The sequence below is a fragment of the Bacillus sp. 166amftsu genome, assembly GCF_900107445.1.
In the GTDB taxonomy this organism is placed as follows: Bacteria; Bacillota; Bacilli; order Bacillales; family Bacillaceae_G; genus Bacillus_A; species Bacillus_A arachidis.
Map to the genome: position 1 here is coordinate 1 of NZ_FNQA01000020.1, position 25,292 is coordinate 25,292.

Genomic DNA, 25,292 nt, shown 5'->3' on the forward strand with positions numbered 1-25,292 from the left:
GCTCATAACCCGAAGGTCGCAGGTTCAAATCCTGTCCCCGCAACCAAATGGTCCCGTGGTGTAGTGGTTAACATGCCTGCCTGTCACGCAGGAGATCGCCGGTTCGACCCCGGTCGGGACCGCCATTTACATAAAGGCTCGGTAGCTCAGTCGGTAGAGCAGAGGACTGAAAATCCTCGTGTCGGCGGTTCGATTCCGTCCCGAGCCATCTTTTTTTTTTTTGGAAAGCCGGCTTAGCTCAATTGGTAGAGCAACTGACTTGTAATCAGTAGGTTGGGGGTTCAAGTCCTCTAGCCGGCACCACTTAGGGGCATAGTTTAAAGGTAGAACAGAGGTCTCCAAAACCTCCGGTGTGGGTTCAATTCCTACTGCCCCTGTAGAAAATATGGGCCTATAGCTCAGCTGGTTAGAGCGCACGCCTGATAAGCGTGAGGTCGATGGTTCGAGTCCATTTAGGCCCACCATATTCCGCAGTAGCTCAGTGGTAGAGCTATCGGCTGTTAACCGATCGGTCGTAGGTTCGAGTCCTACCTGCGGAGCCATGGCCCGTTGGTCAAGTGGTTAAGACACCGCCCTTTCACGGCGGTAACACGGGTTCGAATCCCGTACGGGTCATAAAAAAGAGTCAGCAATTAGCTGGCTCTTTTTTCTTGTGAAAAACATCATGTGAGAATTCTGTTCTTTTCTAATATACGATATCATCAATCTAAAATTCCTCTATTTATTATGAAATAAATAAAGGAAATTTGGAAAAGCTATAGTATGTATAAAAAGGAGGGAATAGAGCTACATGACAACAGTTAGAGAATTTATGAGTACTGATATTGTACAATGTACACCACTAGATAATGTATATGAAGCTGCTGTGAAAATGAAAGAAGAAGACATTGGAATGATTCCAGTTGTAGAGAACAATCAAGTGGTTGGTCTTGTCACTGATCGTGATTTAGTTGTTCGTGGAATTGCTGAGAAACATCCTGGTTCTAATAAAATTACAAATATCATGACTACAGGAATCGTGTCCGTTTCTCCTGATGACTCTATTGAAAAGGCTACGGAGTTGATGGCGCAGCATCAAATTAGAAGGCTACCTGTAGTTGAGAATGGCGAGCTTGTTGGGATGTTAGCACTAGGTGATTTAGCAATAGCAGAAAAAGCTGATGATCAGGCAGGGGTAGCTTTAAGTGAGATTTCTGAGCATACAGAATAAAGTGTAGGTGTGGGTTAAAATACAGTGTATTTAGATGCTAGGGAATAGGTAAAATCGGATACGTTTTATTAATAATACGAATAAGACTATATTGTTATTAAAACGTATCCAACATGTTATTCATAGATATATACATTTAACGGAGTATATTTAAATAATGACAAATGTTACGTCCATTTAAAATTTGGTTAATGATGTTCGTTACTAATTTTTGTTATGTTAAAAAATGATATAATAATAAATATAAGTTTCATAAGGGTTTTTGAATATATTAATATATATAGCATTATGATTATCTAGTAAGTCATCGAAGATTTCATATATAAATAGAAATGGAGGGGAAATGATATGAGGGATGTACAGAGCAACCCCAATTGGAATTTGGTTACAGATGTCTATGTGGAACCAAATAATTTTGCGGATTTATTTTCTTTACTTGTACCAAATCATCCAAAAGGCGAAGGAAAAGAGCGGACAATTTTAGCCTGGAAAGAAAAAGAATTTTATAAACAAGAAAATCTGGTTCCGTTTATCTTATATGGAATGGATAAAGTGAAGGACTTACCACAGTTTCATAAGGATGAAATACCAACTTTAGTTCGTATTGTTCATTTATGTCAGAAAATTGGTTGGTATAAGGAAGCTTATACATTTATGATGAATCATAAATTAGATGAATTCGTACATACATCTATGGAATACGAAGTGTGGGACATTTTAACACAGGTTGTGGCTTGGAACTACTTAATTGTAAAGTATCGAATCGGTGAATTAGAAAATGAAGATGTAATGATATGGGAAAGAATTAAATTTAATGAAGAATGTACTGAAAAATGTGAAAAGCTATTGTCTCATAAGGAAGTAATGGAACTTACATTTTTTTGTGTTTGCAAACAGGCAAAATTATTGTCCAAAGAAGAATTAGATCAAGAAATGATGAATTTAGCAATATACTGTAATACATATGTTTATGACTTATACATATATGATTTATTAAAAAAGTATCGTAAGTGTACGGATTTCTTAACATATTATGGACCAAGTCGTGCTGTTGTTGCATGCCAAAGGGCAGTAATTGCCCAAATTTCTGATCGTCTTAATCCGCTAAAGACCACACATGTGGATGACTATCTTTATGTAATGAAGGAAATGATGGAGTACATGTCATTTGAGTTTATGAATCAATACGAGCATTTCATTGGAAAACTATTATCATACGTACCATTTTTTGAAATGATTCAAGTTCCGCAACATGCATATTATTGTGAAGAGTTGATGTATGTTTGTAAGGGAATTGAATATAAAGAAGAAATCTTGCGAAATTATATATTTATACAATTACATGATTGTTTACCGTCATTTATTAAACAATTTCTAAAAAATAAGCGTTATGCAACGATTCACGATATTTTATTTTACTGGTGTGATGATGAACAACGAATGGGTTTAGAGAAGAAGTATAATTTAAGTTTTATTTATGAACGATATGCGTGTGGATAAAGAAACGTTTTTCAAGATAATGAATATATGAAAAAGGGATCTCACTTCAAAGTGAGATCCCTTTTTCAGTCGTAAATGTAGAAGGATGTTCTAAACTTCTTGTTGTTTTTTACGGTGATCAGGAGTGTAAATATATTGGGAAATAATAAGTAGCACTGCGATAAAAAATACAGGGAGTATCGCAGCAATATGAAAACCACTATAAATAATATTTGTTATTAAACCGCCGATAATAATAAATGCAGTATATATATGAGAAATTTGTTTCTTTAGTCGGATTTTGAAGGCTTCCATCAAAGATTCGATAGCAACAAACAAGATAACAATACTCAAAAAAACAATGTTAGTATTGTAAATTACTAAACAACAGATTAAACCCAGAAAAGCCAAATACTCAATTACTAAAGGGATATTACGTGGCATATAATATTACCGAACTAAATAATGCAGTGGATTTACTGCGTTTGTTTTTTCAAAATTCCATTCATCATTATGTAATTCAAAATGGAGATGCTGTTCAAATGAGTGGCCTGTATTTCCCATATGTCTTAATAATTGTTTGGTTTGAAGTTGATCACCAATTTGTACGGAACGGTTTTTCATATGAGCGTAAACGGTTGTATATAGCTTAGTAGATTTAGTAAATGAAATATTTGTTGCTTTTATGGAGTTAGAATTATTTCTTGTATTCATTTTATTATTAGAATAGGGTATTTTTGAATTGAGTTTTATATATTGAGTGTTTTTTGTAGGCAATTGCTGAGATGCTACAGTGCGTGTCTCTACTTGATTTATGGATGGAAGTAGAGATGTGACTGCGACAGTAGTTGCCGTTAAAGCTGTAGCTTTCTGTTTCATCTAATATTAGCCCCCCATAGATGTATTAATATATTTTTTATTATAGTATAAAGATATAATACTTTGTGCATTATTCACATAACTGTAATATGAAACAAGAAAAAATAACCGTTTTTTAATGGAATCGAAATATACTACAAGAATAACAGATAAATAACTATTAGAATATGGATAAAGAGATAGTTGCTATTTTCTGAATCAATATATAAATGTGAATTAAAAAACGAAAGGGAAGTTTTTTAGGTATGGGAGAAAATCTGCTCATATATAGAGGCAGTCAGCGCTTTTTTTTGCCTTATGCCAAGTTAAAATAGAAAGAGAAAATGAGAGTGGGTCTTCTTTTGTTTTCATAGCAGCAACGTATATGTTGAAAAATCGTTTTGTAATTATTATAGGCCGATGGGAATTCATACCTATATAAATATTTATGTTTCATATTTTACATAAATGGAACGTAGAGCCTTGATGTAAAGATTAGACCGCTAATTATGAATGAGATTGTAATAAATGAAAACAGTTGCTGATGACCCATGACAGTGTTATACTGACTATGGTAATTTCATATTGTGCTAGGAGAGCTGGTGTTGCCAGCTGAGAGTAAGACCGTAAGTCTTTGATCCTTTAATCACCTGATCTAGATTATGCTAGCGTAGGGAAGCAACTTGGACATTGACAACAAGTCCCCGTTTCTTTGCGTAAAGAAACGGGGCTTTTTTATTTAACAATTTAATAGTAGAAACCACTAGGGGTGCTTTATGTGCTGAGAGAGGAATAATCCTTAACCCTTACGGACCTGATCTAGGTAATACTAGCGAAGGGAAGTGGAACGACGGATAAATGTATCTTTATTTGCTGTAACCACTTCTTATATAGGAGTGGTTTTTTATTTGGATAAATAGATGTAAAGGAAGGGGAAATATAAATGAAGTTTTGTGAGAGGTTATTTGAGAATGTGCAGCCTGTTTGGGAGAAAAGTCATAATCACCCGTTTGTAACGGGAATGGGGGACGGTACCTTAGAAAAAGATAAATTCCAATATTACATCATACAAGATTATTTATATTTGCTAGATTATGCAAAACTATATGCGATTGGCGTTGTGAAAGCAAATAATCCACAAGTTATGGCAAAGTTTGCAGAACAAATAGATGGCATATTAAATGGGGAAATGACGATTCATAAACAGTATGCAAAACGTCTTGGTATTTCCATTCAAGAGATGGAAGAAGCAAAGCCGTCTGCTAAAAATTTAGCGTATACAAACTATATGATGTCAGTATCTCAAAATGGTACGCTTGCGGAGTTAATTGCGGCGCTTCTTCCATGTATGTGGAGCTATTGGGAAATTGGAAAACGTTTAAATGATATTCAGGGAGCAAGAGATCACGAATTTTTCGGTGAATGGATTCAAGGATATAGCTCAAAAGAGTATGGAAGTCTTTGCACGTGGCTAATAGATTTGTTAAATGAACTAGCTGAAGGAAAGTCTGAACAAGAGTTAGCTCGATTAGAAGAAATTTTCTTATATTCCAGCCGATTTGAGTATTTATTCTGGGATATGGCGTACCGTAAGGAGATGTGGGGTTTTGAGGAGCAAGAGCATACTACGGTTTCATAATGTCTCTTTTCATTATGATGAAAAGCCAATTATAAAGGGCCTAGATGCATCTGTACAAGAAAAAGAGTTTGTTAGCATCATTGGACCGAGTGGCTGTGGCAAAAGTACATTATTTCGTTTAATTACAGGTTTAGAAGATGCGGGGGCTGGAACCATTCAACTGACAGAAACAACGAGTCATCCTGTAGGATATATGCCACAAAAAGATATGCTTCTGCCGTGGAGGACGATTATTGAAAATGCGGCATTGCCATTAGAGTGTCAAGGGATAAAGAAAAAAGAAGCGTATCTTAAGGCAAGCGAACTGTTAGAACAATTTGGTTTACAAGGATACGAGAACAAATATCCGAAAGATTTATCAGGTGGTATGCGGCAGCGAGTATCCTTTATTCGAACTTTATTAACAGGCGGGGACATTTTATTGTTAGATGAACCTTTTAGCGCATTAGATGCATTAACGAAAGCAACGTTGCAAGAATGGTTGTTTGAACAATGGAAACAGTGGCAAAAAACCATTTTATTTATTACACACGATGTAGAGGAAGCGCTGTTTCTTTCCAATCGGATTTTTGTTGTGACAGAGCAGCCTATTACAACTTTAACAGAGCGTATCGTTCCGCTTGAAATTGATCGCTCAAGAAAAGATTTGCATAAACCTGAAATATTAGCTTTAAAAGATGAATTGCTTAGTATGCTACAAAGGCAGGTGCTCGTATGAAACGTGTGATGGAGTTATTACCTGCACTGATTTTGAGTAGCATACTGCTCGTAGCCTGGGAAGTGGGGGCTAGAATTGTAGATGAGGTGTATATTCTACCATCGCCAACTGCAATTCTAGCTAAACTGTGGGCGCTGCGTGACATATTATTCACTGTTCATTTGCCAGCGACTTTATATGTAGTTTTAATCGGAGTTGTTATTTCCGTCGTACTGGGTGTTGGCTTAGCGATGTTAATGAATGCTAGTATATGGGTGGAAAGAGCGTTTTATCCGTTGCTAGTTGCCTCACAAACAATTCCAATTACAGCACTAGCACCGTTATTTGTTTTATGGTTTGGATATTCAATTTGGAGCAAGGTAGTTGTTACGGTTTTGATTACATTTTTCCCGATTGCGGTAAATACGTATGATGGATTGCGCAGCACGAAAAAGGAGTGGGAGGAGCTTTTAGTAACATATGGTGCAACGAAAAAAGACATTTTTCTAAAGTTAAAGTTGCCATCTGCACTTCCGTACTTTTTCTCTGCTTTAAAAATTGCTGTTCCGCTTAGTGTAATTGGAGCGGCAATTGGTGAATGGCTTGGGGCACAAGCTGGTTTAGGATACTTTAGTAAACGAATGATGACGCAGTTAGATGGAGCTGGTGTGTTTGCACCGATTGTACTTTTATCATTACTAGCCATTTTATTTGTATTACTTGTTTCTATATTAGAAAAGAAATTCATTAGTTGGAGGAAACATTCATGAAATTATTTAAACGCATCTTTGTGTTTACATTATTAGTTGCAATGATTGCAGGATGTTCTAGTAATTCAGCATCAGGGAAGAAAAAGACTGAGAAAGAAGTAACGGTTATGCTCGATTGGTATCCAAATGCAGTGCATAGTTTTATTTATGCGGCGATTGAAAAGGGATACTTTAAAGAAGAAGGAGTAAAGGTGAATATTAAATTTCCTTCTAACCCAACAGATCCATTAACATTAGCAGCAGCAGGAAAAGTAACAGTCGGTTTATATTATCAACCAGATGTTGTTATGGCAAAAGCAAATGAACAAATTCCAGTGAAATCAATTGGAGCTGTGGTTCGCTCACCATTAAATCATGTTGTATCGCTAAAATCGGCGGGAATCAATTCACCAAAAGATTTAGAAGGTAAAACAGTTGGTTATTCTGGAACACCTTTAAGTGAAGCATATTTAAAAACGATGATAAAAGAAGCTGGTGGTAATCCTGATACTGTAAAAGTAGTAGACGTCGGATTTGATTTAGTACCAGCGCTAATTACGAAAAAAGTAGATGCTGTTACTGGAGCTTATATTAACCATGAAGTTCCTGTTATGCGTCATCAAGGCCATGAACCAGCGTACTTCAACCCAGCTGAATATGGCGTGCCAAATTATCATGAGCTTGTTTTTGTAACAGGTGATAAAACATTGAAAAAAGATAAAGAAGCATTGCAAGCATTTTCACGTGGTGCGAAAAAAGGATATGACTTCATGAAGAAAAATCCAGATGAAGCACTGGGTATTTTATTAGATCATCAAGAAAAAGAAAATTTCCCACTTGTACCAGAAGTTGAAAAAGAAAGCATGAAAATTTTATTAGAGAAAATGGAAACGAAAGATGAGCCATTTTTATCAGATACGAAAGAATCATGGGAAAAGCAAAATAAATGGCTGAAAGAAAAAGGAATGACAAAAGAAATCGTTCCTGCCAATGAATTATTTGAAAATATTTTAAAGTAGGCGAGTGAATATGACAGACGAACTCCATGTTATCTCAAATGGTAAGATGACATTCGAAGAGTTAGCGAATGCAGCGATGCAAATTGAGAGTGAGATTGATTATTTGCATATTCGTGAGCGGGAAAAAAATACGAAAGAGTTATATGAAGGTGTGGAAAGTCTTTTAAAAAGAGGCTTTCCCGCATCTAAACTTGTGATGAATGATCGAATTGATATTGCGATTCTATTACATATCCCTCGCATACAATTGGGATATCGAAGTGCTGATGTTAGGTTAGTTAAGGAGAGATTTTCTTATTTGCATGTTGGTTATTCTGTGCATTCTTTAGAAGAAGCGATAACAGCTTTCAAAAACGGTGCAGATTCCCTTGTGTATGGTCATGTATTTCCAACAGATTGTAAGAAGGGTGTTCCGGCAAGGGGGCTAGAAGAAATTTCAGATATGGCAAGGCGATTAACGATACCGATTACAGCTATCGGAGGGATCACACCAAAAAATACAGTAGAAGTACTTAGAACTGGTGTGAGTGGTATTGCTGTTATGTCTGGGATTGTAAGCGATCGTAATCCATATGAGAAAGCAAGATTGTATAAGGAAACAATAAGAAAGTGGGCGGAAAATCATGAGTAAGAAGTATGATGTAGCCATTATTGGCGGTGGTGTAATGGGTAGTTCAGTTGCACATTTTCTAGCAGAAAGAGGATACCAAGTTGCAATTATTGAGAAACAAAGGATTGCGTCTGAAGCTTCTAAGGCAGCGGCAGGTTTACTTGGTGTACAGGCGGAATGGGATGCGTACGATCCGCTATTTGAGCTTGCTAGAAAAAGCCGTGCAATATTTCCGCAACTTGCTAAAGCTTTACGTGAAAAAACGGGTATTGATATTGGATATGAAGAGAAAGGGATATACCGTATTGCCCAAAATGAAGATGAGAAGACAAGAATACTAGATATTATGAACTGGCAACAGAAAACAGGTGAAGAATCATATTTTCTGACAGGAGATGAACTGCATGAAAAAGAGCCCTTTCTCTCTTCATCGATCACCTGCGCTGTATATTATCCAAAAGACGGTCATGTTATTGCACAGGAACTTACAAAGGCGTTTGCACACTCTGCAGCCATTTCTAGTGCTGATATATATGAAGAAACAGAAGTATTTGATATCAAAATAGAAAACAACCGAGTAGAAGGAATCATTACGAATGAAGGTATGATTGCATGTGAAAAGGTAGTAATTGCCGGTGGTTCATGGAGTACAAAACTTCTTCATCACTTTGATAAAGAGTGGGGGACATATCCTGTAAAAGGAGAAGTTGTTGCTGTAAAGAGCCGTAAACCATTGTTGCAATCTCCTATTTTCCAAGAGCGGTTTTATATTGCGCCAAAACGTGGTGGACGCTATGTAATTGGAGCAACGATGAAGCCCCATACGTTTAATAAGTCTGTGCGACCAGAAAGTATTACTTCGATATTAGAACGTGCTTATACCATCTTGCCGGCTTTGAAAGAAGCCGAATGGGAAAGTGCATGGGCGGGATTACGCCCGCAATCTAATCATAAGGTTCCTTATATGGGGGCGCATGAAGAAATAAAGGGATTATATGCTTGTACTGGTCATTACCGAAATGGAATTTTATTAAGTCCTGTTTCTGGTCAATATATGGCAGATTTAATAGAAGGAAAGCAAGGGAATCACTTGCTAGACTCATTGCTTTCTAAAACGGTTTAGAAAGGGGATGGAAGTTTGAATTTAAAAATTAATGGTAAGCAAGTAGAGGTGCCAGAAAGTATTAAGACGGTAGCAGAATTGCTTACGCATTTAGGATTAGATACAAAGATTGTTGTAGTAGAACGCAATACAGATATTTTAACAAAAGAAGATCATCAAAGTGCATCTGTTTTTGATGGAGACCAAATTGAGATTGTAACTTTCGTAGGAGGCGGTTGATTATGTTAAACATTGGACCATATACATTCAATTCTAGACTTTTATTAGGAACAGGGAAATTTTCTGATTATGATGTGCAAAGAAAAGCAATTGAAGTATCAGAGGCAGAGATTTTAACGTTTGCGGTACGTCGTATGGATATATTTGATGCACAGCAACCCAATTTATTAGAAAAAATTGATGTGAAAAAGTATACATTACTTCCAAATACAGCAGGGGCAAAAAATGCTGAGGAAGCAGTTCGGATTGCGAAATTAGCAAAAGCTTCAGGGGTCTGTGACATGGTAAAAGTAGAGGTGATTGGTGATGATAGAACGTTATTACCAGATCCAGTGGAGACTTTAAAAGCATCTGAAATGTTGTTAGAAGAAGGATTTATTGTTCTTCCTTATACATCTGATGATGTTGTATTAGCACGTAAATTACAAGAACTTGGCGTTCATGCGATTATGCCTGGTGCATCACCAATTGGTTCAGGACTTGGAATTGTAAATCCATTAAACTTAAGTTTTATTATTGAACAAGCAAAAGTACCGGTTATTGTGGATGCTGGTGTAGGGAGCCCAGCTGATGCAGCATTTGCGATGGAATTAGGAGCGGATGGCGTGCTATTAAATACAGCTGTATCTGGCGCGAAAGATCCTATTAAAATGGCAGAAGCAATGAAGCTAGGTATTCATGCAGGACGTTTAGGGTTTGAAGCAGGACGTATTGCACGTAAACGTTGCGCAACAGCAAGTAGCCCGCTAGAAGGAATGAGCGTAGTTGAATAATCGATATTCTCGCCAAGAGTTATTTTCTCCAATTGGAGAAAAAGGGCAACAGAAGATAGGAGAAAAACATGTATTAATTATCGGCGCGGGAGCACTTGGTAGTACGAACGCAGAGATGCTTGTAAGGGCTGGTGTTGGCCATGTGACAATTGTGGATCGCGATTATATTGATTGGAGCAATTTACAACGTCAGCAGCTGTATTGTGAGGAGGATGTGAAAAATAATCTTCCGAAGGCTATAGCAGCACAAAGGCGCTTGCAAGAGATTAATAGCAATGTAACTGTAGAAGCTTTTGTTCAAGATGTAACAGCAGCAGAATTAGAAGAACTTGTTGCAAATGTCGATGTAATGATTGATGCGACTGATAATTTTGAAACACGTTTTATTGTTAATGATATATCGCAAAAATATTCTATTCCATGGATTTATGGAGCGTGTGTAGGAAGTTATGGCCTTTCTTATACGATTTTACCAGGAAAGACGCCATGTCTATCTTGTTTACTACAATCTATTCCGCTTGGCGGAGCAACATGTGATACAGCAGGTATCATTTCACCTGCTGTATCTCTCGTTGTTTCTCATCAAGTTACAGAGACTCTGAAAATTTTAGTAGAGGATTATGAATCGCTTCGGGATGGGCTTGTATCGTTTGATGTATGGAAAAACGAATATTCATGTATGAAGGTGCAAAAACTTCGAAAACATAATTGTCCATCATGTAGTAAGGAAGCGCTCTATCCATATTTAAATAAAGAGAATACATCGAAAACTGCAGTTTTATGTGGGAGAAATACGGTTCAAATTAGACCGCCTTATAAAGAACAACTAGATTTTGAGCGATATAAAGAGCTATTACGTGATCGCGTAGCAGATTTAATGGTGAATCCATATTTATTGTCATTTTCAGTTGAAGGGAAGAGACTGGTTGCGTTTCAAGACGGCCGTGTTCTCGTACATGGAACGAAAGATATGGTAGAAGCAAAAACAATTTATCATCGTTATTTTGGATAGAAAAAGGGTGAGTGAGATGAAAGTGAATAAAGCATTAACAATTGCTGGATCTGATAGTGGCGGCAGTGCTGGGATTCAAGCAGATTTAAAAACATTTCAGGAGCTTGGTGTATATGGAATGACAGTGATTACTGCTATTACAGCTCAAAACACGCTCGGCGTGCAAGGGGTATATCCTGTTGCAACCGAAGGGATCCGAGAGCAATTAAATTCAATTGGTGCAGATTTAACACCAGATGCTGTTAAGCTTGGTATGCTATTTAGTAGTGAAATTATCAAAGTTGTTGCAGAAAATATTAAAAAGTTTGGCTGGAATAATATTGTACTAGATCCTGTGATGATTGCAAAAGGTGGAGCATCATTGTTACAACAGGAAGCTGTGCAAGCATTAAAGGAATATTTATTGCCCATTGCTACAGTTGTCACTCCGAATGTGCCGGAAGCAGAGGTATTAACAGAGATGGAAATTCACAACATTCAAGATAGTAAAGAAGCTGCAAAAGAATTGCATAGACTAGGAGCGAAATATGTTCTTATGAAAGGCGGGCATGCGGATTATCAAGGTAGCGAAGTGATTGATTTATTATTTGATGGTGAGCGGTTTATTGAATTTAAAAGCGAACGAATTGATTCTAAACAAACACATGGTAGCGGTTGTACATTTGCATCTGCTGTGACGGCAGGGCTTGCAAAAGGATATACAATGGAAGAAGCAGTATGGGAAGCGAAACAGTTTATTAGTATAGCAATTGAAGAGCAATTAAATATTGGAAGCGGTCATGGACCAACGAATCACTTTGCATATAAACGTCAAGAAACTCATGCATAAGCATTCGAAATTTGATGAGGAAGCCAGTTGTATAACTGGCTTTTTTTATTGTTTACTTTTTCCATATTTAGGAGTATTATATCAGCCAGAATCTATTTTTTGTAACGCTGAGTCCGGATAATGGAGCGGAGGAACCAAACCGTGCATAAGCACTAGGGGTGAATCTTTCATGGTGAAAGTAGGGCTACTCTCAAAGTCCGAATCCGACAGCTAACTTCGTAAGCGTGTTGAGAGGGGATGGTGCACGGATGGACACATCGCTTCACCGATCTGATTAGTGTAAAAGAATATTAAATTACTATATTGGAATTCTTTTATATTAAGGGGGATGAAATGCATGGATGAGGAAAAAGAATTAACACTCATTTGTGTAGGAGAAGAGGAAAAGGTAAATAGTTTGCGAGAATTAGTACCTTTTCAAAGTGATATGATTATTTTTACAGTAGATGAACATGTAGCAGATGAAGTACGAGCATGTGGATTTGAATCAACGTATTGCTGTGATAAGGAACTAAATATAACGAGCATTTGTAGCGGAATCAAAAAAGTAATCTTGCTAGGAGATGAACTTCCAACAGTTAGCTTTTTCACTGAACGGATTCGCTTTTTTTTTCAAGCGCCTATTACAGTTGTCACAAGAAATAAAAACTATCCAGTCAGGCTCTATCAAACAATTGGAGCTAAATTTGTAGTGTTTACGAACTGTGATAATATTTCTTTTTTATTTTTTGAATAGGGCGGAGGAAGCGAAGATGAAGGTGTTATTACTTGGAGATATAGCACATCGTTGGGCGGTATCAGTAGAGCGAGTTCAAGAATTGGCTGCGCTAGATCCTAGTTTTCCAAACCCATATATGATATTGCCATCAGAAGAGAGTTTGTATTTGGAAACGGATATTATCGAATATGAGCAGGTACGTGTAGAACTGTCACAAGTTTATATTCGAGGAAGAAGTTTACGTGCATTTTTGCGAAGAGGATAAATTTTGAAAGAAAAAGAGCGAATGATTAAGTGCAATAAGCTAAGCACTTATATGAATTCGCTCTTTTTCTTTCATATTTAAAAGATTATTTTCATGAAAAAGAAAGAAAAGACAAGGAAACAGGTGATAAAATATTAATATTAACCAATGTAAGCGTTTAAACAATTGAATTTTTTCTTATTTTAGGAAATACTCCTCTTTACAAGTTAAATATAGAGGAGTATATTTACATTCATAAATTGTTTATAAAAATTTCCAAAAACAACCTGATATCGCTGAGTCCAAGTATTTGGAGCGGGGGAACCAATTTTGTGCATTGTCACTTGGGGTGAATCTTTCATTAAGAAAGTAGGGCTACTCTTTAGGCCCGAATCCGACAGCTAACCTCGTAAGCGTTTGGAGAGGAGGTTTACTTTTGTGTTGTTCATTTTTGAACACTGAGTAGAGCCTCAGTGTTCTTTTTTTGATGGGTAAATGGTAAAATTTAACATTTTGAAATGGGGGATTGGAATGCTAGATGTAGTGATGATCGGAATCTTTGTTGTATTAGTAGCATCTATGATAGGGCTTGCAAGCTGGTCAGATAAAGTTGTGAAAGAAGGGAAGCAATCATGATGATTGCCTTATCAGTTATTGTCGCAGCGATTACTGTGTATTTAGTTTATGCGCTATTAAATCCGGAAAAGTTTTAATTAGGGGGAATCATTCATTATGATTTGGATTGCAGTTGTCATCACAATGCTATTATTTATTCTTGTAGCAAAGCCAACGGGGATTTATCTAGAAAAAGCTTTTCAAGGTAGTAGAAAACTAGATAAAGTATTTGGACCTTTTGAAAAGCTTATTTTCAAAGTTACGGGTGTTAAGCATTACAACCAAACTTGGAAACAGTATGCATTATCATTAGTTGCACTTAACGGTTTTATGATTGTTGTCGTATATTTCATTTTCAGGTTACAAGGTGTATTGCCGTTAAACCCAGCACATATTGAAGGCATGGAGCCAACGCTTGCTTTTAATACAGCAATCAGCTTTATGGCAGATACAAACTTGCAGCATTATAGCGGTGAAAATGGATTATCTTATTTATCACAATTAATCGGAATTACATTTTTAATGTTTGCTGCACCAGCAACAACATTAGCGCTTGTAATGGCTTTTATAAGAGGATTAGCAGGTAAGGAACTTGGCAATTTTTTCGTAGATTTTACAAGAGCTCTAACAAGGGTCTTTCTTCCAATTGCATTTGTGGCAGCGCTGATTTTTGTTGCGCTTGGTGTACCGCAAACTTTAGACGGAGCGGTTACAGCACACACGATTGAAGGCGTGAAACAAAATATTTTACGCGGGCCTGTAGCTTCATTTGTTTCCATTAAGGAACTTGGTAATAATGGTGGTGGATTCTTCGGGGCAAACTCCACACATCCATTTGAAAACCCAGGACAAATCAGTAACATTTTACAAATGATGCTCATGATGTTATTGCCAACAGCTTTACCATTTACGTATGGAAGAATGGTTGGAAATAAAAAACAAGGACGTATCCTTTTCGTTTCTTTATTTATGGTGTTTTTAATTGGATTTGGAACCATTGTTTCATCAGAATTACACGGAAATCCAGCATTAAATCAAATAGGTATAGAACATGTACAAGGAAGTACAGAAGGCAAAGAAGTACGATTTGGAACAGTTTTTTCTTCACTGTATGCGACTGTAACAACAGCAGCGGAAACAGGTGCAGTTAATACGATGCATGACACGTTAACACCAATTGGTGGATTGGTACCACTTGTAAATATGATGTTAAATACAGTATTTGGCGGCGTTGGGGCAGGTTTCGTTAATATCATTATGTACGCAATTATTGCTGTTTTTATATCTGGATTGATGGTTGGACGGACGCCAGAATTTCTAGGTAAGAAAATTGAAGGTAAGGAAATGAAATTAATTGCAGTAACGATATTATTTCATCCATTGCTTATTTTAGGATTTTCGGCTTTAGCACTTTCAACAAATCTAGGAACAGATGCAATTTCTCATTCAGGTTTCCACGGTTTAACGCAAGTTGTATATGAGTACACATCTTCTGCTGCGAATAACGGATCTGGTTTTGAAGGTTTAGCAGATAATACACCGTTTTGGAATATTACGACTGGTTTAGTTATGTTTTTAGGACGCTATTTCAGCTTAATTACAATGTTAGCTGTTGCAGCTTCATTGAAAGAGAAAACGATAGTACCGGAAACAGTCGGAACATTCCGAACAGATAATAGTTTATTTGGTGGAATTTTCATTGGGACAATTGTAATTGTCGGTGCATTAACATTCTTCCCAATGTTAGTATTAGGTCCAATTGCAGAATTTCTTACATTGAAGTAATGGAGGGTAAATGATGAGACCTGTAGTGGTAAAAGAAAAACAAGTGAATCAATCACGGGTACATGTTGTAGAAGATGAGGTTAGACAAGCGAAAACAATGGATCGTGATATTGTGAAACATGCGATGAAGCAATCTATTGCGAAATTGAATCCGAAAGTAATGGTAAAGAACCCTATTATGTTCGTTGTGGAAATTGGATTTATAATCACTTTGATTTTATCCTTTCTTCCGAATGGTTCTAGTAGTATACCAGGATGGTTTAATATAACAGTTTCTTTCATTCTATTATTTACAGTTTTATTTGCTAACTTTGCAGAAGCATTAGCAGAAGGACGTGGGAAAGCACAGGCTGATTCTCTAAAGCAATCGAAGAAAGATGTATTTGCAAACGTCGTAAAAGAAAATGGGAAAATCGTTCAAGTATCAGCGACTGAACTGAGAAAAGGTGACGTTGTAATTGTAAAACAAGGGGAAATGATCCCGAGTGATGGCGAGGTTATTAAAGGGTTAGCGTCAGTTGATGAATCTGCTATTACGGGGGAATCCGCTCCTGTTATTAAAGAAGCAGGTGGAGACTTTTGTTCAGTAACAGGCGGTACAATGGTTGTTAGTGATGAAATTACGATTTCAATTACAAGTAATCCAGGTGAGTCGTTTATAGATAAAATGATTTCGTTAGTAGAGGGGGCTGCTCGCCAAAAAACACCGAATGAGATAGCTCTGAATACAGTACTGACAAGTTTAACTCTTATTTTCTTAATTGTAGTTGTAACACTACCGATTTTTACAAATTATTTAGGGTTTAAGATTGATACAGCCGTACTTGTTGCACTACTTGTTTGTTTAATTCCAACAACAATTGGTGGTTTATTATCAGCTATTGGGATTGCCGGTATGGACCGAGTAACGAAATTTAACGTGTTAGCAATGTCAGGGAAAGCGGTAGAAGCTGCAGGAGATATTAACACAATTATTCTAGATAAGACAGGTACGATCACGTTTGGGAATCGGATGGCACATACATTACTCCCAGTAGGAAATGAAACGATCGAACAATTGGGAAAATGGGCTGCACTCGGATCGGTGTTAGATGAAACACCAGAAGGTCGCTCTGTAATTGAATATGTAAAATCAAAAGCTCTATCATACAACAGTGAGCTTGCAGAACAAGGTGAATTTGTTCCATTTAAAGCAGAAACAAGAATGAGTGGTGTGGACTTACCTGACGGGACAAAAGTAAGAAAAGGAGCAGTTAATGCAGTTATTGAGTGGGTGCAGGCACAAGGTGGTACGATTCCAAAAGATTTGAATCAAAAAGCAGATTTCATTTCAAAAGAAGGTGGAACGCCACTTGTAGTTGCAGTGGATAGTCGCATTTATGGATTGATCTATTTAAAAGATACTGTAAAACCCGGTATGCGTGAACGCTTTGAACAGCTTCGCCAAATGGGGATCAAAACAGTGATGTGTACAGGTGATAATCCATTAACAGCAGCAACAATTGCGAAAGAAGCAGGAGTAGATGAATTTGTTGCGGAATGTAAGCCAGAAGATAAAATTGCAGTTATTAAAGCAGAACAAGATAAAGGAAAACTTGTGGCAATGACAGGTGATGGTACGAATGACGCGCCAGCGCTAGCACAAGCTGATGTTGGATTAGCGATGAATAGTGGAACGACAGCTGCGAAAGAAGCGGCGAATATGATTGACCTAGATTCCAACCCAACAAAAATTATTGAGGTTGTAGGGATTGGGAAACAGCTATTAATGACGCGTGGTGCATTAACAACATTTAGTATCGCGAACGATATAGCAAAATATTTTGCGATTATCCCAGCGATGTTTACATTAGCAATTCCACAAATGGAAGCACTGAACATAATGAAATTAACTTCACCGCTTTCAGCCATTTTATCAGCATTAATCTTTAACGCAATTATCATTCCACTGCTCATTCCTTTGGCAATGAAGGGGATTGCGTATAAACCGATGAGTTCTAATGCATTACTTGGTCGCAATTTATTGATTTATGGGCTTGGGGGAGTAATTGTTCCTTTCATTGGGATTAAAGTAATTGATCTAATTGTAGGGCTGTTTATATAAGGAAGAGGGGAAAAGAAGATGGCTAAAAAACAAAGTATACTTTCACCAGTCATTCGTGTTACCTTTACATTTCTTGTTCTATGTGGGCTTTTATATCCGCTACTGGTAACTGGAATTGCACAAGCAGTGATGAAGGATAATGCAGATGGAAGTCTTATATATAATGAGAAAAATGAAGTGATTGGTTCAAAATTAATTGGTCAAAACTTTACAGACCCGCGTTATTTTCATGGGCGTGTCTCTAGTATAGAATATAAAGCAGAAGCATCAGGATCAAATAACTATGCACCATCTAATCCTGATTTAGTAAAACGTGTAGAAAAAAGTGTAGCGGATTGGAAAGAGAAAAATGGGGCTGTTCCAGTTACAGAAGTACCGATGGATTTAGTGACAAATTCAGGTTCTGGATTAGACCCTGATATTAGCCCAGAGGCAGCCTACGTACAGGTTGATCGTATTTCAAAATTAACGAATATTCCGAAAGAAAAGCTGAATCAATTAATTAAAGATCAAACAGAAGGTGCTGCACTAGGTTTATTTGGAGAGGATCGTGTAAACGTCTTGAAACTAAATTTGGAGTTACAGAAAATAATGAAATAGTACCGTTGCTACCTCAATCTAATCGATTGGGGTATTGCTGTTTACTAGGAAAGGTTGTGCGCGTAATGTATGCAGATGATTATAAACCAACATTTCAAAGACGAACGCCAGAGGAGTATTTAGCGTATATTCGAGAGCAAAATCGCGGGAAATTAAAGCTGTATGTAGGTGCTGCTCCAGGAGTAGGAAAAAGCTATAAAATGTTGTTTGATGCACAAGAGATGAAAAAAGAGGGGATTGATATTGTAATAGGTTTAATTGAAACACATGGAAGAAAAGAGACAGAAGAAGCAATTTCAGATTTAGAGAAAATCCCTTTAAAAGAAATGAGTTATAAAGGGAGGATATTTTATGAGCTTGATGTAGATAAGATTATAAAACGAGCACCCCAAGTTGTTGTTGTAGATGAATTGGCACATAGTAATATACCTGGATCAAAACATAAAAAGCGTTATATGGATGTAGAAGAGCTATTGGAGGCAGGAATATCAGTATTATCAGCCTTTAATATTCAACATTTAGAGAGTGTTCATGATATTGTGGAGCAGATAACGAATGTAAAAGTACGAGAGCGTATTCCTGATTTTATTTTACAAAAAGCAAATGAGATTCAACTTGTTGATGTGACCCCTGAAGTTTTGAGAAAACGATTGATAGATGGAAAGATATATAAAGAAGAAAAAATTCAGCAAAGCTTGCAAAATTTTTTTACAGTTAATAATTTAGGAGCTTTACGAGAGTTATCTCTTCGTGAAGTTGCAGACGATATGGACGATAAAATGAGTCAGTCGGTGACAGAGCCAATAGGTGTAAAAGAAAAAATCCTCGTTTGTGTGCAATATAGCTCAACAGCAGAGAAATTAATACGGCGTGGTTGGCGTATGGCAGATCGATTAAACGCTGAATTATATGTATTCAACGTTGAAAGAGAAAATATAGAATCCTTATCGGCAAGTAAAAAGCAAACAATTGATGAGTGGAAGTCGTTGACGAATCAATTTCATGCTACTTTCTTGTTAGAAGAAGCGAAAGGAAGAAAGCCTGCAGATGTCATTATTGAAGTAGCGAAACGATTGCAAGTCACACAAATTTTACTTGGCCAATCAGCAAGAACAAGATGGGAAGAAATTCGAAAAGGATCAATTGTCAATGAAATTATGAGGGAAACGAAGCATATTGATATTCATATTGTGGCTGATCAGAGAGGATAAAGTGTTTCTTTGAAATAAAGTTTGATAATGTATTACGCCCATTTACCCCCATTTTGCATCCCCATAATTAGGGAACTGAATAGGATAAAAGGTAAATGAAATCATGAAAGGAGCATGAATATGTACCATAAATCATGGTATCACTATCAATGGCAAAATCCAATGTATAGAAACTGGAGTAACAACAATTGGATTTATAATTGGAATCCTTATTACAGAAGCAACAGATTAACAGATTATGGACCAAAACCATTTGTAGTGAATATTGACCAAGCTACTAAGCAAAACAATACCTACCGCACCGCTTTATGGACAGGGAAAAATTTGCAAGTGACGCTGATGAGTATTAATGTTGGAGATGACATAGGTTTAGAGGTTCACCCGACAACTGATCAATTCATACGTATTGAAGAAGGACAGGGACTTGTTCAAATGGGTGATAGCAAAGATAAATTAGATTTTCAAGAAATGGCCTATGATGGTTATGCGATTATGATACCTGCTGGAACATGGCACAATGTAACCAATATGGGTAATATACCACTTAAAATTTACGCTATTTATGCGCCGCCAGAGCATCCATATGGTACAGTTCATGAAACAAAAGCAATTGCCATGTCTACTGAAGGACACCGCTATTACTAATTAATAATTCATCGATTGCAAATTACGAAAAGGAAAGTCTAGGTATGTATATATCTGAATTCAAAACCGATTTAGCCGAAATATTAAACGAAACGAATGTATTGTTTTTGAATAAAAAATATAGGATTAGATTAACGAGTGGGTATTCAACTCACAGGTGTTAATGCTCGATCAAACGTATCCTAAAACGGCCAAACTTTTCATAAAAAAACTTAAATTTACGGAAGAAGGATCCGTTTCGATCAATCTTTTTTCAAAACGGATTCTTCTTATATGCTTGAAAACATAAGTTTTTGGGGTGTTTTTTTATCAAGCTTTATTCCAAAACTACATAAAGCGAGATTCAAAGGTTAGTAAAGAATGTAGGAACACATTTAGAAAAGGTAGAGGAATAATTTTTTTCTTCCATTGAGCCTTCTGAATATGGATTTTGTAAAGACTCATATATAATAGAAAGAGATACTTAACGATGTGAATAGTTAAAGAGTATATGTATCAAGAGGAGAGGAAACAATGCTTGAAAATACGGGTTTAGTATTAGAAGGCGGCGGTATGCGCGGCGTATATACGGGTGGAATACTGGAATACTTTATGGAGCAGGATTTATATTTTCCATATGTTATTGGTGTTTCAGCAGGAGCGTGCCATGCGGCGTCGTATCTTTCAAGACAAAGAAATCGAAATAAAACAGTGAATATTGATTATGCAACACATCCGAGATATTTATCATACAAGAATCTATGGAAAAAACGTCAATTATTTGATATGGATTTCATTTTTCGTGAAATTCCAGAAAAGCATGTTCCATTTGATTTTGACACATATTTTAATAGTCCAGGACGTTTTCTTGTAGGAACGACAGATTGTGAAACTGGAGAGCCCGTTTACTTTGAAAAGGAAGGTACGAATGAAGAGGCATTGACGTTATTACAGGCTTCTAGCTCATTGCCATTTATCGCACCAGTTGTAAATTACCGTGGTAAACAATTATTGGATGGCGGAATTTCTGATCCAATTCCAGTTCGTAAAGCACAAAAAGATGGCTGTGAAAAATCAGTTGTTATTTTAACGAGAAATCATGGATATTCTAAGAAAAAATCAAAATTTGGATGGATTGCAGCAAAGGCTTATAAGAAATATCCTAATCTTGTCAATACGATGCTATTTCGTTATGAAGTATACAATGAGACACTTCATTATATTGAGAAAGAAGAGCTAGCTGGCAATCTATTTGTCATTCGTCCAGAAGTACCACTTCAAGTGGATCGAATGGAAAAAGACCAAAAAAAACTGCAAAATTTATATGAACAAGGATATAAAGATGCAGAGAGACAATTTGCTGATTTACAGGCGTTTTTACAAAGTTAATAGATGTGAAACCTCTTCAAGAGGTTTTTGTTTTTTGAAATAGATTGAATATAAAATCTATTACGGTTCAATATGTGGTATAATATTGATATATTATTTAAAGGAATGATCCATATGGACAATGTATATAAAGGACTTCGGTATACTGGATATTTGGCAATGATTATTTTTGGTGGAGTATTTCTATTACGCTTTATGATTCATGATGAAGTTTTATTAGATCAACTAATTGGTTTTAGCGCGGGACTGGTGATGTTTATTTCTTCGTTTTTGATTCAGAAGTATAGTAAAGAATTACAAATGAATAAGGAATATTAGAAAAAGCCTTGTTTCACAACTTTTGTGAAACAAGGCTTTTTTATTAATGTGGTATGAAAACCAACTGATAAGCAAACAAAATACCAAATACGTATACAAGCGGATGAACAGCACGGAATTGTCCTTTTGCCATTTTCATAAGTGGATATGAGATGAATCCAAGCGCGATACCTGTTGCGATACTTGATGTAAGTGGCATGCTTAAAATGACTAAAAATGCTGGGAAAGCTTCATCAAATGCATCCCAATCAATGTGACGAACTGCGCCCATCATTAAGCTACCAACAATAATTAATGATGGAGCTGTAATAGCGGAAACACCAGATACCGCACCAACAAGTGGTCCGAAGAATGCAGTTACTGCAAATAATACCGCAACAGTTAATGTTGTTAAGCCTGTACGACCACCAGCCGCAACACCAGCAGAAGATTCAATATAAGCGGTTGTTGGTGTTGTCCCGAACATAGAACCAATCGTTGCTGAAATAGAGTCGGAAAGAAGAGCACGTCCGGAATTTGGAAGCTTGCCATCTTTCATAAGGCCGCCTTGCTGTGCAACTCCAAGTAGTGTACCTGTTGTATCGAATAATGTTACAAGGAAGAGCGAGAAGACAACGCCGTATAATCCGTAGTGAATGACATCAGACACTGCTGTAATTGGATTAGAAACAATTACGCCTTCTGGTAAACCAGGCAGGGAGGTAACGCCGTTTGAAAACGTTAATTGTCCAGTAAAGTAAGCGATAATTCCTGTTAATAACATCCCGATAAATAATGCACCGTTCACGTTTAAAGACATCAGTACTAACGTAATCGCAAGTCCAGCTAATGCAAGTAAAACAGGCGGAGAATGAAGATCTCCAAGCCCAACTAGATTTGAAGGGTGTTTCGTAACAATCCCAGTTAGACGTAAGCCGATAAATGCGATAAATAAACCGACACCAGCTGTAATGGCATGCTTTAAGTTTTCAGGAATAGCTTCCATTAATTTTGTACGGAAAGAAGTTAATGATAGCAAAATTAAAATCATACCTGCTACGAATACAGCAGAGAAAGCAATTGCAAATGTCATACCTTCATGAGTTTTTACAACTGAGTAAGCAAAGTAAGCATTTAATCCCATCCCTGGTGCAACTGCAATTGGTAAATTTGCAAAGAATGCCATACATAATGTTCCGACAACAGCAGCAATAATTGTCGCTGTAAATGCTTGTTCAAATGGAACACCTGCATCACCAAGGATGACTGGGTTTACGACGATAATATATGCCATTGTTAAGAAGGTAATAATACCAGCCATAATTTCTGTTTTAATAGAAGTTTTATGTTTTGAAAGGTTAAACATATAAACATCCTTTCTGTTTACGAATGATTGTCACAACAGTTATATATAATATTCGTTTTTTAAGTGTAATGCAAGAGTTTCGTAAAAAAAGTTTATAACAATCCATATTTTATGTCTTAATTTCGAATGTTAATCAAACCAACACTTTTATGTTTCGGCTTTTCATGTATAAGTACTTTTCAGCATTGTGTACATCATAAGAAAGAGAAATGAAAAGGAGCTGAAATACGTATGTCTGAGCAGAAAAAGTTTTTAACGTTACCACCACAACATCAAAATAGGCAACCAGGAATTGAATCGATGATGAATCCTCTCCCAAAGTACGAAGACCCTAATTATCGTGGAAGTGCAAAGTTAAAAGGGAAAAATGTGCTTATTACAGGGGGAGACAGTGGAATTGGAAGGGCGGTATCGATTGCGTTTGCAAAAGAAGGGGCAAATATCGCTATTGCTTATTTAGATGAAACGGAAGATGCAAATGAGACAGAAAGAATTATTGAGGAGCAAGGAGTGAAATGCATATTGCTTCCAGGAGATTTAAGCGATGAACAACATTGTCAGCAAGTTGTAAAGGAAGCAGCCTCGAAACTGGATGGTCTGAATATTGTTGTGAATAATGTTGCGCAGCAATATCCACAGCAAAGTTTAGAATACATTACGGCGCAGCAACTTGAAAAAACATTTCGTATTAACATTTTTTCTTATTTTCACGTTACTAAAGCAGCACTTGCATATTTAAAGCAGGGAGATGTGATTATAAATACAGCTTCAATCGTTGCGTATGAAGGGAATGAACAGCTCATTGATTATTCGGCAACAAAAGGAGCGATTGTGGCTTTTACACGTTCACTTGCAAAATCTTTAGTTCAAAAAGGAATTCGTGTAAATGGTGTTGCCCCAGGCCCGATTTGGACACCGCTTATTCCAGCGAGTTTCGATAAGAAGAAGGTATCGGAATTTGGAAGTAATGTACCGATGAAAAGGCCAGGACAACCATATGAATTAGCCCCTGCTTATGTATACTTAGCTTCAGAGGACTCCACATATGTTACTGGGCAAATGATTCACATAAATGGTGGGGTGATTGTGAATGGATAAAAATAAGGGGGGAGAGCTTTATATTTTCATTCATAAGAATAGAACTCATAGTAAAAGCTAATTGTACCATCATATATTATGGGCAATTTTAAAGGGGATGCTTGGGGGGATATGAATGAAAAAAGTATGTTTTGTTGTAATACTCTTTTTCTGTCTACCAATCAGTACTTTTGCCAGTAGCGACCATTTAATACTTATTAATCTTACGACAAATCAATTATCTTTTTTTGAAAATGGAAACTATGTAAGAACGTTTCCTGTTACAACTGGAAGGCGTAATACACCAACTCCTGAAGGTACATTTTGTATCATTAATAAATATAAAAATAAAGAATATCATCGTAAAAATATTCCAGGTGGTGCGCCGAATAATCCGCTTGGAACAAGATGGCTCGGTTTAAACGAAAAAGAGTATGCAATTCATGGTACAAATCGAGAAGGGACGATTGGAGGAAGGGAATCAAATGGTTGCATTCGTATGCACGATCGAGATATACAATGGTTATACGATCGGGTATCGTTACAGACAAAAGTAATTATTTCTCGGTTTTACACATCTCCAGAATATGCAGCGCATAAGCTAGGATATCGTGTTATAAGTTGGAATGGACGTATAATAGAAGAAGAACAAATTGGAACATTAACACTTGTGGATCGTATGCATATATATTGGCAAGAACCAAACGGTCAATTTACGAAAGTAAAAACGGTATTGCCGAATGAACGATACGCCGTTTATTCTCGAGGGAAGAATGGAAACTATTATATAGGTAATAATTTGTATATTTTGGATGAAACAGGTGAAAAAGTTCGTTATGATCAAGTGCCTTATTCCATTTTAAGTAATATATATAAGCGAAAGTATAATGTACCGTAAAAGCTATCGTAAATAGACGATAGCTTATTTGTTATATCAATATAAAACCGGTTCGCTTTGGAGGATAGAGGGGGGAGAAGCGGTCAGTGCTTTTTTCGCCCCACCCCCTGCTGTGTTTAAAACAAATCGAGAAAATGAGTGGAATCT

27 protein-coding genes, 7 tRNA genes, 1 pseudogene and 4 riboswitches are annotated in these 25,292 nt (G+C 36.7%); of the genes and pseudogenes, 32 read left to right on the plus strand and 3 right to left on the minus strand.

Annotation, left to right across the window (positions count from 1 at the left end; all coding sequences use genetic code 11):
• Positions 1 to 49 precede the first annotated feature (49 nt).
• The 9 genes from BLV40_RS23795 (at position 50) to BLV40_RS23835 (ending at position 2,710) form a co-directional block, all read left to right on the plus strand.
• Positions 50 to 125 (plus strand) — tRNA-Asp (locus BLV40_RS23795).
• A gap of 10 nt (positions 126 to 135) precedes the next feature.
• A tRNA-Phe gene (locus BLV40_RS23800) sits at positions 136 to 208 on the plus strand.
• Between the two features lie 19 nt (positions 209 to 227).
• Positions 228 to 303: transfer RNA gene (locus BLV40_RS23805), tRNA-Thr, on the plus strand.
• A gap of 3 nt (positions 304 to 306) precedes the next feature.
• A tRNA-Trp gene (locus tag BLV40_RS23810) sits at positions 307 to 377 on the plus strand.
• A 10-nt stretch (positions 378 to 387) separates the two neighbouring features.
• A tRNA-Ile gene (locus BLV40_RS23815) sits at positions 388 to 464 on the plus strand.
• Between the two features lie 3 nt (positions 465 to 467).
• Positions 468 to 542 (plus strand) — tRNA-Asn (locus BLV40_RS23820).
• A 1-nt stretch (position 543) separates the two neighbouring features.
• A tRNA-Glu gene (locus BLV40_RS23825) sits at positions 544 to 615 on the plus strand.
• A gap of 175 nt (positions 616 to 790) precedes the next feature.
• Positions 791 to 1,210 carry a CBS domain-containing protein gene (locus BLV40_RS23830; protein ID WP_026592847.1) on the plus strand — a complete coding sequence of 140 codons (420 nt, stop codon included), beginning with the start codon at positions 791 to 793 and terminating at the stop codon, positions 1,208 to 1,210.
• Between the two features lie 348 nt (positions 1,211 to 1,558).
• A complete protein-coding gene (locus BLV40_RS23835; RefSeq protein WP_026592846.1) occupies positions 1,559 to 2,710 on the plus strand; it encodes a DUF3965 domain-containing protein in 1,152 nt (383 codons plus the stop codon).
• Between the two features lie 90 nt (positions 2,711 to 2,800).
• On the opposite strand, the gene BLV40_RS23840 is transcribed toward BLV40_RS23835, so the two are convergent.
• Together BLV40_RS23840 and BLV40_RS29480 are read right to left on the minus strand one after the other, a co-directional pair.
• Entirely contained in the window at positions 2,801 to 3,133 is a 333-nt protein-coding gene (locus BLV40_RS23840; protein ID WP_090694453.1) for a hypothetical protein, read from the minus strand.
• Between the two features lie 6 nt (positions 3,134 to 3,139).
• Positions 3,140 to 3,346 (minus strand): annotated as a pseudogene (locus BLV40_RS29480) (M23 family metallopeptidase); the annotation flags it as partial.
• Positions 3,347 to 4,129: 783 nt separating this feature from the next.
• Positions 4,130 to 4,241: riboswitch (TPP riboswitch) on the plus strand.
• 61 nt (positions 4,242 to 4,302) lie between these two features.
• Positions 4,303 to 4,405, plus strand: a riboswitch (TPP riboswitch).
• A gap of 85 nt (positions 4,406 to 4,490) precedes the next feature.
• On the opposite strand from BLV40_RS29480, the gene tenA reads away from it, so the two are divergent.
• From tenA to BLV40_RS23955, 21 genes are all read left to right on the plus strand, one after another.
• Positions 4,491 to 5,186 carry a thiaminase II gene (gene tenA, locus BLV40_RS23850; protein ID WP_090694460.1) on the plus strand — a complete coding sequence of 232 codons (696 nt, stop codon included), beginning with the start codon at positions 4,491 to 4,493 and terminating at the stop codon, positions 5,184 to 5,186.
• Positions 5,155 to 5,904: an ABC transporter ATP-binding protein gene (locus BLV40_RS23855; protein WP_090694481.1), complete on the plus strand. Its 750-nt coding sequence runs from the start codon at positions 5,155 to 5,157 to the stop codon at positions 5,902 to 5,904. The genes tenA and BLV40_RS23855 overlap by 32 nt, the downstream gene beginning before the upstream one ends.
• On the plus strand, positions 5,901 to 6,653 hold the full coding sequence (locus tag BLV40_RS23860) for an ABC transporter permease (protein ID WP_090694485.1): 753 nt from the start codon (positions 5,901 to 5,903) through the stop codon (positions 6,651 to 6,653). Before BLV40_RS23855 ends, BLV40_RS23860 begins: the two co-directional genes overlap by 4 nt.
• Positions 6,650 to 7,651 carry an ABC transporter substrate-binding protein gene (locus tag BLV40_RS23865; protein WP_090694488.1) on the plus strand — a complete coding sequence of 334 codons (1,002 nt, stop codon included), beginning with the start codon at positions 6,650 to 6,652 and terminating at the stop codon, positions 7,649 to 7,651. The genes BLV40_RS23860 and BLV40_RS23865 overlap by 4 nt, the downstream gene beginning before the upstream one ends.
• A gap of 10 nt (positions 7,652 to 7,661) precedes the next feature.
• Positions 7,662 to 8,282 carry a thiazole tautomerase TenI gene (gene tenI, locus BLV40_RS23870; RefSeq protein ID WP_090694492.1) on the plus strand — a complete coding sequence of 207 codons (621 nt, stop codon included), beginning with the start codon at positions 7,662 to 7,664 and terminating at the stop codon, positions 8,280 to 8,282.
• Entirely contained in the window at positions 8,275 to 9,384 is a 1,110-nt protein-coding gene (thiO, locus tag BLV40_RS23875; RefSeq protein WP_090694496.1) for a glycine oxidase ThiO, read from the plus strand. The genes tenI and thiO overlap by 8 nt, the downstream gene beginning before the upstream one ends.
• Before the next feature lie 15 nt (positions 9,385 to 9,399).
• Positions 9,400 to 9,603 carry a sulfur carrier protein ThiS gene (thiS, locus tag BLV40_RS23880; protein WP_026592837.1) on the plus strand — a complete coding sequence of 68 codons (204 nt, stop codon included), beginning with the start codon at positions 9,400 to 9,402 and terminating at the stop codon, positions 9,601 to 9,603.
• Positions 9,604 to 9,605: 2 nt separating this feature from the next.
• Positions 9,606 to 10,376 carry a thiazole synthase gene (locus BLV40_RS23885; RefSeq protein ID WP_090694499.1) on the plus strand — a complete coding sequence of 257 codons (771 nt, stop codon included), beginning with the start codon at positions 9,606 to 9,608 and terminating at the stop codon, positions 10,374 to 10,376.
• Positions 10,369 to 11,388 carry a thiazole biosynthesis adenylyltransferase ThiF gene (locus BLV40_RS23890; RefSeq protein ID WP_090694502.1) on the plus strand — a complete coding sequence of 340 codons (1,020 nt, stop codon included), beginning with the start codon at positions 10,369 to 10,371 and terminating at the stop codon, positions 11,386 to 11,388. The genes BLV40_RS23885 and BLV40_RS23890 overlap by 8 nt, the downstream gene beginning before the upstream one ends.
• Before the next feature lie 16 nt (positions 11,389 to 11,404).
• The gene (thiD, locus tag BLV40_RS23895) at positions 11,405 to 12,217 is read left to right on the plus strand and encodes a bifunctional hydroxymethylpyrimidine kinase/phosphomethylpyrimidine kinase (protein ID WP_090694508.1); all 813 of its coding nucleotides are present in this window, start codon (positions 11,405 to 11,407) and stop codon (positions 12,215 to 12,217) included.
• Positions 12,218 to 12,312: 95 nt separating this feature from the next.
• Positions 12,313 to 12,458: riboswitch (cyclic di-AMP (ydaO/yuaA leader) on the plus strand.
• 96 nt (positions 12,459 to 12,554) lie between these two features.
• Positions 12,555 to 12,953, plus strand: a complete 399-nt coding sequence (locus BLV40_RS23900) for a hypothetical protein (protein ID WP_090694512.1) — start codon at positions 12,555 to 12,557, stop codon at positions 12,951 to 12,953.
• Positions 12,954 to 12,969: 16 nt separating this feature from the next.
• Positions 12,970 to 13,200: a hypothetical protein gene (locus tag BLV40_RS23905; RefSeq protein ID WP_139265605.1), complete on the plus strand. Its 231-nt coding sequence runs from the start codon at positions 12,970 to 12,972 to the stop codon at positions 13,198 to 13,200.
• A gap of 263 nt (positions 13,201 to 13,463) precedes the next feature.
• Positions 13,464 to 13,609: riboswitch (cyclic di-AMP (ydaO/yuaA leader) on the plus strand.
• A gap of 101 nt (positions 13,610 to 13,710) precedes the next feature.
• The gene (locus BLV40_RS23915) at positions 13,711 to 13,815 is read left to right on the plus strand and encodes a hypothetical protein (protein ID WP_026592831.1); all 105 of its coding nucleotides are present in this window, start codon (positions 13,711 to 13,713) and stop codon (positions 13,813 to 13,815) included.
• Positions 13,812 to 13,892 (plus strand): K(+)-transporting ATPase subunit F, encoded by an 81-nt coding sequence (gene kdpF, locus BLV40_RS23920; RefSeq protein WP_000972378.1) that lies wholly within the window; start codon positions 13,812 to 13,814, stop codon positions 13,890 to 13,892. Before BLV40_RS23915 ends, kdpF begins: the two co-directional genes overlap by 4 nt.
• Before the next feature lie 19 nt (positions 13,893 to 13,911).
• Positions 13,912 to 15,579: a potassium-transporting ATPase subunit KdpA gene (gene kdpA / locus BLV40_RS23925; protein ID WP_090694518.1), complete on the plus strand. Its 1,668-nt coding sequence runs from the start codon at positions 13,912 to 13,914 to the stop codon at positions 15,577 to 15,579.
• A gap of 13 nt (positions 15,580 to 15,592) precedes the next feature.
• Entirely contained in the window at positions 15,593 to 17,683 is a 2,091-nt protein-coding gene (kdpB, locus tag BLV40_RS23930; RefSeq protein WP_139265607.1) for a potassium-transporting ATPase subunit KdpB, read from the plus strand.
• Between the two features lie 18 nt (positions 17,684 to 17,701).
• Complete coding sequence (kdpC, locus tag BLV40_RS23935) at positions 17,702 to 18,283, plus strand: K(+)-transporting ATPase subunit C (protein ID WP_090694524.1); 582 nt, start codon at positions 17,702 to 17,704, stop codon at positions 18,281 to 18,283.
• 56 nt (positions 18,284 to 18,339) lie between these two features.
• The gene (gene kdpDN / locus BLV40_RS23940; RefSeq protein WP_170833698.1) at positions 18,340 to 19,494 is read left to right on the plus strand and encodes a KdpD-like non-kinase potassium sensor; all 1,155 of its coding nucleotides are present in this window, start codon (positions 18,340 to 18,342) and stop codon (positions 19,492 to 19,494) included.
• A gap of 120 nt (positions 19,495 to 19,614) precedes the next feature.
• Entirely contained in the window at positions 19,615 to 20,139 is a 525-nt protein-coding gene (locus tag BLV40_RS23945; protein ID WP_026592826.1) for a cupin domain-containing protein, read from the plus strand.
• Positions 20,140 to 20,652: 513 nt separating this feature from the next.
• A complete protein-coding gene (locus BLV40_RS23950; RefSeq protein WP_090694528.1) occupies positions 20,653 to 21,507 on the plus strand; it encodes a patatin-like phospholipase family protein in 855 nt (284 codons plus the stop codon).
• 114 nt (positions 21,508 to 21,621) lie between these two features.
• Positions 21,622 to 21,825 (plus strand): hypothetical protein, encoded by a 204-nt coding sequence (locus tag BLV40_RS23955; protein ID WP_026592822.1) that lies wholly within the window; start codon positions 21,622 to 21,624, stop codon positions 21,823 to 21,825.
• A 43-nt stretch (positions 21,826 to 21,868) separates the two neighbouring features.
• Here BLV40_RS23955 and BLV40_RS23960 read toward each other — a convergent pair whose 3' ends face one another.
• Positions 21,869 to 23,170: an NCS2 family permease gene (locus tag BLV40_RS23960; RefSeq protein WP_090694532.1), complete on the minus strand. Its 1,302-nt coding sequence runs from the start codon at positions 23,168 to 23,170 to the stop codon at positions 21,869 to 21,871.
• 231 nt (positions 23,171 to 23,401) lie between these two features.
• Between BLV40_RS23960 and BLV40_RS23965 the strand changes: the two genes are divergently transcribed.
• The gene (locus tag BLV40_RS23965) at positions 23,402 to 24,268 is read left to right on the plus strand and encodes an SDR family oxidoreductase (protein WP_090694536.1); all 867 of its coding nucleotides are present in this window, start codon (positions 23,402 to 23,404) and stop codon (positions 24,266 to 24,268) included.
• A 115-nt stretch (positions 24,269 to 24,383) separates the two neighbouring features.
• Positions 24,384 to 25,145: a L,D-transpeptidase gene (locus BLV40_RS23970; RefSeq protein WP_026592819.1), complete on the plus strand. Its 762-nt coding sequence runs from the start codon at positions 24,384 to 24,386 to the stop codon at positions 25,143 to 25,145.
• Positions 25,146 to 25,292 lie beyond the last annotated feature (147 nt).